Raw genomic sequence first — 9,956 nt, 5'->3', positions numbered from 1 at the left:
TTACAGATCGGCCAGTTGCCAGACATCATAGGCAACCTCTTCATAGGGATGCACCCGTTTCAACTCAGCAACGGCTTCGCGAATCAGGCTGTCTTCGCAGACCATTTCGACCTTCCATTCAGGCAACCGCTCCAGTTCACCCAGTGAACCAATGTGTGGATCACTGCCCGCCAGGGGCCGGAACTGGCCTTCCCCCAGCACTTGCCAGCAGCAGCTGTCATAGTCACCGATCCGTCCGACACCCAGATTGAACAACCCTGCTTTCACCGATTCGAGGTGTGAATCCGGCACAAAAAATGTCAGCTTATACATGCTCAGCACTACTCTCCCTGATGGTGTTACAGATCTGACAGATCAATTCCGGAATGGCAGCCTCAACGGCCGCCGATAACGGCGCCATGGGCTGACAGTCCTCAATCTGCACGGCAAACACGTCCAGTGGCGGCAACTTTAGATCCAGCACTCTGGCGAGCTGCAGCAGCTCCGGCAGACCAATATGGTGGCTCGACAGGGCCTGCAGGGACTCGACCTGTTCAATGTCGGCTTCTTTGTAGTGAAACAGGCTTCCTGCTGCAGCGCAACAATCAACCGCATCCACCAGAATCACGTGAGAATATTGCATGAGCTGAGTCAACAAACCAGCGCTGGGCACGCTGATGGCTCTGAGTTCAACACCGGGCAACGACAACGCCTGAAGACGTTGCACCACCTCCCAGCCAAGGCGGTCATCACCGTGAGCAGAACCTAATCCAAATACAGCCAGTTCTGTCATCGCCGCTCTGTGGTCAGTTTCAGGAAATGGGTGGCACAGGAGATACAGGGATCATAGTTTCGAATCACTTTTTCGCTGTGCAGACGTAATGCCTCATCTGACTGGGACAAGCCAAAACGGTTCAGGGACTGCTGCAGATCCTGCTCAATGCGTGCCTGATTCTGGCTGGTCGGCGGTACAATCCGGGCGGCTTGAATGATCCCGTGCTGGTCCAGTTCATAACGTTGCCAGAGAAGACCCCTGGGCGCTTCACTCCAGCCACAGGCAATGCCAGCCACAGGCTCAACCTCAACCGCAGGGCAGTCCGGCAACACATACTGCTGCAGAATTGAAATCGCCTCGGTCAGTGCAAACAGCACCTCTAAACCCCGCGCCAACATGCTATGGAACATATTCCGGCTGGGAAACGGATTGCCCACCTCAGTTAACAGTGACTGGATTTGTGGAGGCAACAGCGCATGATTCAGGTTGAGCCGGGCCAATGGCCCGACCAGATAATCCTTGCCCTCTAACAGACTCCAGAGCGCCGTGGAGTGCGGTGCCTGATGTTCAGCAAAATGCTGGTCATACTGATCGGGCGAAAGACGCAAGCCCTGACTGCTGATCAGCTCACCCTGTTCAATCGGGTAAGCAGCGCCGGTCAACGCCACCGAGGTAAAGACCTGTTCCTCTTCCGGCAGATCAATCGTGGCCAACCAGCGACACATCTGCTCAGCCGCAGGCAGTAATGTGGTCAGATGGTCCAGCAAAGTCTGTACTTCACCCACCGGGGGGGCATGGTAAAAACCGCCAATTTTTAATCCCACCGGATGTACCGAACGTCCACCCAGCAACCGCATGATCTGATTACCGGCATCCTGCAGGGCAAAACCACGGCGTACTTCATCGGGGAAATCACCTGCCAGACCAATGGCACTGTCATGGCCAAAGTAGTCCGGCAGCGCCAGCAGATGAATATGCAAACTGTGACTCTGCAGCCATTCGCCGCAGTACAACAGACGGCGCATTTGTTTGATCCAGGGGGTCAGGGGAGCCTGAAACAGGCTTTCAATCGCATTGGCGGCACTGACCTGATAGGCCACCGGACAGATGCCACAGATGCGCGCCACGATGTCCGGCAGTTCATTGAAATGACGTCCTTCCAGAAATTTCTCAAAGAAGCGGGGCGGCTCATAAATTTTGAAACGCAAACCCGCCAGCCGGTCGCCCTCAATATTAAGGTGCAGCGCACCCTCGCCTTCGACACGGGCCAGACTGGGCACATCAATCTTGATCCGACGCTCAGTCATTGGCCGTCTCCTCGATAAACGGAATATCCGCAAATTCAGGCTGCTGGGGATGGATCAGATGAAACCGTCGCCCTACCGCTTCCGGTGCCAGCCCCAGCCCGGTAAAACGCCGTGCCAAAGCATTTGCATGGGGCAATTCCGACGGACCATAACAACCATAACAGCCCCGTCCAAACGCCGGGCAGAGAGCACCACAGCCGGTCCGGGTAACCGGTCCCAGACAGGGTTCGCCCCGGGTCACCAGCGTACAGACCAGTTGCCTGCGCTTACACTCAACACAGAGCTTTTCATTCAGTTCCGGTGGCATCACCCCTTCCAGCAACTGACCAATTGCAGCACAGATCTGAGCACTGTTGATCGGGCAGCCCCAGAGTTCAAAATCCACTTTTACATGGGTTTTGATCGCATCAGAGCAGTCCAGACAGTCAATAAATTCAGGGCTGGGATAGATCTGCCCCGGCCAGAGATCGCGTTCCGCCGAAAGATTTTTCAGCGCCTGAATCCCACCGGAGGTAGCGCAGGCGCCGATGGTAATCAGAAAACGACTGCGCGCCCGCACCTGCAGGATGCGCTGTTTATCATGGGCGGTAACCACGCTGCCCTCAACCAGCGCGATATCCACTTTAGTTTCTTCATCCAGCAAACCTGCTTCGGCAAAATGTTTTATCTCCACCTCTTCTGCCAGTGTCAGCAGATCCGGCCCCATATTCAGCATGGCAAGCTGACAGCCATCGCAGGAGCTGAATTTATGCACGGCAAGGGTCAGGCGTGGTCGTTTCATACACCCTCCGTACACAGGCGGTCTGCCACCTGAGGGTAGGTAAAGACCGGACCATCATGGCAAATAAAATCAGCACCGAACTGGCAGTGTCCGCAATGGCCTACTGCACATTGCATGTTTCTTTCCAGACTGAGATAGATGTGTTCCGGTGGCTGTCCGAGTTCGATCAGCTTCTCAGCCGCCGCATGCATCAATCCTTCCGGCCCACAGACCATGGCCAAGGCGTTCGGCAGATCTGCAGTAATCTGATCCAGTAGTTCTGTGATACGACCCTGATGAAAAGGCCAGCCCTGGCCCGCCTGATCGGCGGCCAGCAACACCTGCACATCCGGCAGTTGCCGCCAGCGCGCATACATCTCAGCCCAGATCAGGTCATTGCTGTGTTTGACACCCTGCACCACACAGATTTTGCCAAACCGGTCACGCCGCTTCAGCGCATAGTTGATCGCCGCCACAACCGGTGCACAGCCCAGCCCCCCGGTGACCACCACCAGATCACTGCCCTGGGCCTGACGCATTGGCCAGCCCCGGCCAAACGGCCCCCGCAGCCCCAGTCGGTCACCCACCTGCAGTTTAGCCATCCCTTCAGTGACCCTGCCGACAATGCGAATGGTATGGTCGATTAACTGCTCATCCGCCGGATCAGACACAATCGAAATAGGCACCTCGCCTACCCCGAACAGGTACAGCATATTGAACTGACCCGGACGGAACTGATAACACCGGCGTTCTGCCGGATCGACCAGTTCCAGACGCAGGGTGAAGATAGTGGGCGACTCATGGATCACCTCACGCACTTCGGCCTGCATGGGCCGGTAAAGCTCCGCCATGTTCATGGGGTTTCTCCCGTCAGAGCACGCACTTCCGCGACAAAATCGATCTCCGCCGGACACCAGCTGGTGCAGCGACCACAGCCCACGCAGCCAGAACGGCCGTACTGGTGCTGCCAGACATCGAGTTTATGGATCATCCATTGTTGGTAGCGGGGTTTCACATCAGGCCTCACCTGCATCCCCGCCAGATGACCATGGCTTTCGCCAAAACAGCTGTCCCACTCTCGCTGATGGCGGCTGAGTTCACCGGTGAGGGTCAGCTCATCACTCTGGTGATGACAGAAACAGGTTGGGCACACCATGGTGCAGTTGCCACAGGCCAGACAACGTTCAGCCACATCGTCCCACTGGGGGTGGTCGCGTAACTTCTGGAGCTGATCAGGCTGGATCACCGGCAACCGACGCACCTGTTGCTGCACTGTCTGTTCTGTCTGGGATTTCACCTGCGCCAATTGCTCCGCAGCTACCCGCTCAAGTGGTAATTGTTGCAGCAGAGCCTCTCCAGCAGGGGTATCCGCCCGGATCACAAAACCTGTTTCCAGTTCAGCCAAAGCTATGTCAGCCCCATTGGTGATCTCTGGCCCGTCGCCGGTGGAATGACAGAAACAGGCTTCACTGGCATGGCTGCAATTGATACCGACCAGCAACAGCCCCATACGTTTGGCAGCATAGCCAGGGTCGATATAACTGCCTTCCATAAAATGCTGGTCCTGCAGGCGCAGGGCGGCCAGATCACAGGCTTTAACACCCAGCACCGCCACTTTGGGCACCTGTTGCTCGGGTATCATAAATTCGATCGTGCCATCGGCCTGACGCCGCGCCTGCCAGAGGGTTTCGCGTGACGGGAATACCAGCGGTTTAATCGCCTGAGGCCCATTGGCCCAGTCAAACCAGCGGGGGGAATCCGTTGTTTCTAGCGAATACCGTCCCGGGATCTGGTGGTCACTGATACCTTTGGGCAGCTGTTCAATACGTTTGAGTTCCGCATAGAGAATCGCCCCCTCATGCACCTGAGGACCAAGCACCTGATAACCCGCCGCCCAGAGCAGATCAATCAGCTGCTGAAAATCCTCCCGCTTCAGGTAATTCGGGCGTCGAACATCCATATACCTAACCTGCAGATCGTCAGTTTGAAAACAGTTTCGCTATAAGATTAGAACAGACCCAACCCGGGCAATAGGCGACAGATCAATGTTTACGGTTTTAGGCATAAAAAAAACCCGCAGACAACGCTGCGGGTTTTCTGAACATCAAACAGGCAGATGGTTTAACGCAGGCCCAGCACATCCTGCATATCAAACAGACCGCTGTTTTTGTCCTGTAACCAGGCCGCGGCACGCACCGCACCTTTGGCAAAAGTCAGACGGTTGCTGGCTTTGTGAGTAATCTCAATACGTTCACCCTCGGTGGCAAACAGCACCGTATGATCACCCACCACGTCACCGGCACGGATGGTTTCAAAGCCGATTTCACCGCGGGGACGAGCACCCACCTGACCTTCACGGCCATAAACCGCACAGGTTTTCAGGTCACGACCCAACGCATCAGCCACCACTTCACCCATACGCAACGCGGTACCAGAAGGCGAATCCACTTTATGACGATGATGCGCTTCAATCACCTCGATATCGTAATCATCATTGCCCAGTGCTTTAGCGGCAATTTCCAGCAGCTTAAAACACAGGTTGACGCCCACGCTCATATTCGGCGCAAACATGATGGCGGTTTTGGCACTCAGTTCCTGCAACTCAGCTTTCTGAGCATCGGACAGGCCGGTAGTACCCACTACCACTTTTTTACCCTGTTCAGCACAGAAAGCGACATTGTTCAGGGTCACTTCCGGCGCGGTGAAGTCGATCAGCACATCAAAGTCATTCACCACCGCCGCCAGAGAATCAACCAGCGCAACACCCAGTTTGCCAACACCGGCGACTTCACCGGCATCAGCGCCCACCAGCGTGCTGCTGGGTTCAACAATCGCCGCGGTCAGGGAGACACCCTCGGCCATCTGGATTGCTTCAATATTGGCTTTGCCCATCCGTCCGGCGGCGCCGGTTACTGCCACTCTAATCATGCTCTAATCCGTTTTTCAGGTTTGCTTAGTCGTCGGTATCCAGCAGGATATTCTGATTCATATCCAACGCAGGTTTATCACCCTGCGGATGACCCACAGCTTTAGCGGGCACACCCACAACCGTGGTATGCGGCGGCACATTATCCAATACCACACTGCCACCACCAATTTTGGCGCCCACACCAATTTCGATATTGCCGAAAATTTTGGCACCGGCAGCAATCATGACGCCTTCGCGAATTTTCGGGTGACGATCGCCGCACTCTTTACCGGTACCGCCCAGGGTAACGGATTGCAGAATCGACACATCATCTTCAATCACCGAGGTTTCACCAATCACGATCCCGGTAGCATGGTCAAACATCACACCACGACCAATACGCGCAGCCGGGTGAATATCCACCTGCAACTCGCTGCTAACGCGGCTCTGGATATACAGCGCCATGCTTTTACGTCCCTGATGCCACATATAATGCGCTACCCTGTAGGCCTGCAGGGCATGAAAACCCTTGAGATACAGCAAGACAGTGGAGTATTTATCGATTGCGGGATCGCGGGACCGCACCGCCGCCAGATCACAACTGGTGGCCTGAAGGATTTCCGGCGCGTCACGCAGCACTTCCTCAATCACCAACCGCAGGGTGACTGCAGGCAAAGCGTCATCATCCAGCTTGCGTGACAACAGGTAAGCCAGCGAAGAGCACAAACTCTGGTGACCCAGAATATTGGCATGATAAAAGCCTGATAGCACCGGTTCCTGCTGGGCTTCCAGCTCAGCTTCTTCGATGATCAGCCCCCAGATTTCATCAGGGGTCAGGGAGTTGGGATACATGATGACCTCGTCAGCAATCGGGGGAATAAAACAACCACAGCGGCCGTCATATTCCCCTGACTGTTAAGATTAGACCCGTGTTCAGGTCATGTCTTCAAAGAACTTTTTCACCGAATCGAAGAATCCGGCTTTTTTCGGACTGTGCTTATGGTTGCCCTGATCCATCTCCTGCTGGAACTCTTTCAGCAGCTCTTTCTGACGGCTGCTCAGGTTCACAGGCGTTTCCAGAACCACTTTCACCAGCAGGTCACCAGTCGCGCCGCCGCGTACCGGGGCTACGCCCTTGCCACGCAGACGGAACATTTTACCGGTCTGCGTTTCTGCCGGTACTTTCAGTTTAACGCGGCCATCCAGCGTCGGGACTTCCAGCTCGCCACCCAGAGCAGCATCAATAAAACTGATCGGCACTTCGCAATACAGGTTACGGCCATCACGTTCAAAAATCGGATGCGCACGCACATGCACCTGAACGTAAAGATCACCCGCAGGACCGCCGTGAGTACCGGCTTCACCTTCACCGGCCAGACGAATACGATCACCCGTATCCACACCAGCAGGGATCTTGACCGACAGGGTTTTGGTTTTTTCTTTACGGCCGTGGCCATGACAATCGGTGCAAGGATCGCTGATCACGCGGCCTTCACCATGACAGGCCGGACAGGTCTGCTGCACAGAGAAAAAGCCCTGCTGCATCCGCACCTGGCCATGGCCACCACAGGTACCGCAGACCTTGGCGGACGAACCCGGCTTGGCACCACTGCCATCGCATGTTTCACATGGCACCAGCGTTGGTACTTTGATGGTTTTCTCGACGCCACGTACCGCCTCTTCAAGCGACAGCTCCATGGTGTAACGCAGGTCTGCGCCACGCTGCACGGAGCTGCGACGACGGCCACCGCCTCCGCCGCCACCGAAAATATCACCGAATACGTCGCCGAAAATATCTGAGAAGCTGCCCTCAAAACCACCGCCGTGGCCGCCCCGCATATTGGGGTCAACACCTGCATGACCATACTGGTCATAGGCGGCTTTTTTCTGTGCATCAGAGAGCACTTCGTAGGCTTCGTTCACCTCTTTGAAGTTTTCTTCCGCTTCCTTATCGTCCGGATTACGGTCCGGATGATATTTCATCGCCATGCGGCGGAAGGCTTTTTTAATCTCTGAATCAGAGGCATCCCGGGACACACCCAGAACGTCGTAATAATCTCGTTTTGACATAACTCAGTCACATACCCAAAGCGGTTTGCCGGATATGACAACGCGGGCTGATGCCCGCGATGCCTGATGGCTGCCTGACAGAAACTCCGTCAGGCAGTTGTATTACACGCCTTTGCAGGCGTAAGACGACTTATTTTTTGTCGTCTTTCACTTCTTCAAACTCAGCATCAACGGCATCGTCTTTATCGCCAGAAGCCTGTCCAGCGCCTTCGCCCTGAGCACCTTCTGCCTGCTGTGCTGCTTCAGCGTACATCTTCTGAGCGACGCCAGAGATTGCTTCGGTCAACGCAGCGGTTTTGCTTTCGATTTCATCCTTATCGGAGCCTTTCAGCGCTGTTTCCAGTGCTTCAATTGCCGCTTCGATGCTAGTTTTTTCCTCTTCGGTCGCTTTATCACCGGCTTCTTCCAGTGTTTTGCGCGCGGAGTGAACCATGGCATCGCCCTGGTTACGGGATGCGGTCAGCTCTTCGAACTTCTTGTCTTCTTCAGCGTGTGCCGCTGCATCGTTGACCATCTGTTCGATCTCGTCATCGCTCAGACCGGAAGAGGCCTTGATCACGATGGACTGCTCCTTACCGGTTGCCTTGTCTTTGGCAGACACGTTCAGGATACCGTTGGCATCCAGGTCGAAGGTTACTTCGATCTGAGGCATGCCACGTGGTGCAGGCGGAATATCTGCCAGATCAAAACGACCCAGAGACTTGTTCGCATTCGCCTGTTTACGCTCACCCTGTACCACGTGAATGGTTACAGCGGTCTGGTTGTCATCTGCAGTCGAGAAGGTCTGCGATTTCTTGGTTGGAATCGTAGTGTTTTTATCGATCAGCGGCGTAGCCACACCACCCATGGTTTCGATACCCAGGGTCAGAGGCGTTACGTCCAGCAGCAGCACGTCTTTCACGTCACCGGCCAGAACCGCACCCTGAATCGCAGCACCCATGGCAACCGCTTCATCCGGGTTCACGTCTTTACGTGGTTCTTTGCCGAAGAACTCAGCCACTTTCTTCTGCACCATTGGCATACGGGTCTGACCACCCACCAGAATCACTTCGTCGATCTCGGAAGCGTTCAGGTCAGAGTCTTTCAGCGCGATACGGCAAGGTTCCAGAGAACGGTTAACCAACTCTTCTACCAGAGATTCCAGTTTGGCGCGGGTCACTTTAACGTTCAGGTGCTTAGGACCGGTGGCATCTGCAGTGATGTACGGCAGGTTCACGTCGGTCTGCTGCGCAGAAGAGAGTTCAACCTTCGCTTTCTCAGCCGCTTCTTTCAGACGCTGCAGCGCCAGCGGATCGTTGTGCAGGTCAATGCCACTCTCTTTCTTGAATTCAGCCGCCAGATACTCGATCAGGCGCATATCAAAGTCTTCACCACCCAGGAAGGTGTCACCGTTGGTAGAGAGCACTTCAAACTGGTGTTCGCCGTCAACTTCAGCAATTTCGATGATAGAGATATCGAAAGTACCACCACCCAGGTCATAAACTGCGATGGTTTTGTCGCCTTTGGACTTATCCATACCATAAGCCAGTGCCGCAGCAGTTGGCTCGTTGATGATACGTTTTACTTCCAGGCCCGCGATCTTACCGGCATCTTTGGTTGCCTGACGCTGAGCATCGTTGAAGTATGCAGGCACAGTGATAACCGCTTCGGTGACTTTCTCACCCAGGTAGTCTTCAGCTGTTTTCTTCATCTTTTTCAGGACTTCAGCAGACACCTGAGGCGCTGCCAGTTTTTTGTCCTGCACCTGTACCCAGGCATCACCGTTGTCAGCTTCGATGATTTTGTATGGCACCATTTTGATGTCTTTCTGAACCACGTCATCTTTGAAACGACGGCCAATCAGACGTTTGATGGCAAACAATGTGTTGTTAGGATTAGTGACCGCCTGACGCTTAGCAGGCTGACCCACCAGTGTTTCACCGTCGTCTTTGTACGCGATGATAGACGGTGTAGTGCGATCGCCTTCAGCGTTCTCAATCACTTTGGCATTGCCACCATCCAGGATGGCAACACAGGAGTTGGTGGTCCCCAGGTCAATACCGATGATTTTGCCCATGTGTATCTGCTCCAAAATCACTGCCACATCTAGCGGCAGGCTTAAATCTGTTTTACTTGAGTTCTATATGTGTGCGCCGCGATATGTTTCAAGGGGCCTAC

At 54.7% G+C, this 9,956-nt stretch carries 10 protein-coding genes; all 10 read right to left on the bottom strand.

What is annotated here, in order from left to right; genetic code table 11:
- The 10 genes from P2G53_RS04305 to dnaK all read right to left on the bottom strand — a co-directional run bounded on the left by P2G53_RS04305 (position 1) and on the right by dnaK (position 9,855).
- A complete protein-coding gene (locus P2G53_RS04305; RefSeq protein WP_275814324.1) occupies positions 1 to 312 on the bottom strand; it encodes a YqfO family protein in 312 nt (103 codons plus the stop codon).
- Positions 305 to 772, bottom strand: coding sequence for a hydrogenase maturation protease (locus P2G53_RS04300; protein ID WP_275814321.1), 468 nt, complete (start codon positions 770 to 772; stop codon positions 305 to 307). Before P2G53_RS04300 ends, P2G53_RS04305 begins: the two co-directional genes overlap by 8 nt.
- Positions 769 to 2,061, bottom strand: a complete 1,293-nt coding sequence (locus P2G53_RS04295; RefSeq protein ID WP_275814318.1) for a nickel-dependent hydrogenase large subunit — start codon at positions 2,059 to 2,061, stop codon at positions 769 to 771. Before P2G53_RS04295 ends, P2G53_RS04300 begins: the two co-directional genes overlap by 4 nt.
- A complete protein-coding gene (locus P2G53_RS04290; protein WP_275814314.1) occupies positions 2,054 to 2,842 on the bottom strand; it encodes a sulfhydrogenase subunit delta in 789 nt (262 codons plus the stop codon). The genes P2G53_RS04295 and P2G53_RS04290 overlap by 8 nt, the downstream gene beginning before the upstream one ends.
- Complete coding sequence (locus P2G53_RS04285; RefSeq protein ID WP_275814311.1) at positions 2,839 to 3,678, bottom strand: FAD/NAD(P)-binding protein; 840 nt, start codon at positions 3,676 to 3,678, stop codon at positions 2,839 to 2,841. Before P2G53_RS04285 ends, P2G53_RS04290 begins: the two co-directional genes overlap by 4 nt.
- Positions 3,675 to 4,781, bottom strand: a complete 1,107-nt coding sequence (locus P2G53_RS04280; protein ID WP_275814309.1) for a 4Fe-4S dicluster domain-containing protein — start codon at positions 4,779 to 4,781, stop codon at positions 3,675 to 3,677. Before P2G53_RS04280 ends, P2G53_RS04285 begins: the two co-directional genes overlap by 4 nt.
- A gap of 161 nt (positions 4,782 to 4,942) precedes the next feature.
- A complete protein-coding gene (dapB, locus tag P2G53_RS04275; RefSeq protein ID WP_275814306.1) occupies positions 4,943 to 5,749 on the bottom strand; it encodes a 4-hydroxy-tetrahydrodipicolinate reductase in 807 nt (268 codons plus the stop codon).
- Positions 5,750 to 5,774: 25 nt separating this feature from the next.
- A complete protein-coding gene (gene cysE / locus P2G53_RS04270; protein ID WP_275814303.1) occupies positions 5,775 to 6,581 on the bottom strand; it encodes a serine O-acetyltransferase in 807 nt (268 codons plus the stop codon).
- Between the two features lie 81 nt (positions 6,582 to 6,662).
- A complete protein-coding gene (dnaJ, locus tag P2G53_RS04265) occupies positions 6,663 to 7,799 on the bottom strand; it encodes a molecular chaperone DnaJ (RefSeq protein ID WP_275814300.1) in 1,137 nt (378 codons plus the stop codon).
- 130 nt (positions 7,800 to 7,929) lie between these two features.
- Positions 7,930 to 9,855 (bottom strand): molecular chaperone DnaK, encoded by a 1,926-nt coding sequence (gene dnaK, locus P2G53_RS04260; RefSeq protein ID WP_275814297.1) that lies wholly within the window; start codon positions 9,853 to 9,855, stop codon positions 7,930 to 7,932.
- Positions 9,856 to 9,956: the final 101 nt, after the last annotated feature.

Source organism: Neptuniibacter sp. CAU 1671 (genome assembly GCF_029222905.1).
Classification (GTDB): Bacteria; Pseudomonadota; Gammaproteobacteria; order Pseudomonadales; family Balneatricaceae; genus Neptuniibacter.
The sequence above is the reverse complement of the archived record's forward strand: the minus strand, read 5'-3'. Positions and strand labels throughout refer to the sequence as shown.

Coding starts and splice junctions, on each gene's coding strand:
- P2G53_RS04295 (WP_275814318.1), bottom strand. CDS start 2,061: ATGACTGAGCGTCGGATCAAGATTGATGTGCCCAGTCTGGCCCGTGTC.
- P2G53_RS04290 (WP_275814314.1), bottom strand. CDS start 2,842: ATGAAACGACCACGCCTGACCCTTGCCGTGCATAAATTCAGCTCCTGC.
- P2G53_RS04305 (WP_275814324.1), bottom strand. CDS start 312: ATGTATAAGCTGACATTTTTTGTGCCGGATTCACACCTCGAATCGGTG.
- dnaJ (WP_275814300.1), bottom strand. CDS start 7,799: ATGTCAAAACGAGATTATTACGACGTTCTGGGTGTGTCCCGGGATGCC.
- P2G53_RS04285 (WP_275814311.1), bottom strand. CDS start 3,678: ATGAACATGGCGGAGCTTTACCGGCCCATGCAGGCCGAAGTGCGTGAG.
- dapB (WP_275814306.1), bottom strand. CDS start 5,749: ATGATTAGAGTGGCAGTAACCGGCGCCGCCGGACGGATGGGCAAAGCC.
- P2G53_RS04300 (WP_275814321.1), bottom strand. CDS start 772: ATGACAGAACTGGCTGTATTTGGATTAGGTTCTGCTCACGGTGATGAC.
- dnaK (WP_275814297.1), bottom strand. CDS start 9,855: ATGGGCAAAATCATCGGTATTGACCTGGGGACCACCAACTCCTGTGTT.
- cysE (WP_275814303.1), bottom strand. CDS start 6,581: ATGTATCCCAACTCCCTGACCCCTGATGAAATCTGGGGGCTGATCATC.
- P2G53_RS04280 (WP_275814309.1), bottom strand. CDS start 4,781: ATGGATGTTCGACGCCCGAATTACCTGAAGCGGGAGGATTTTCAGCAG.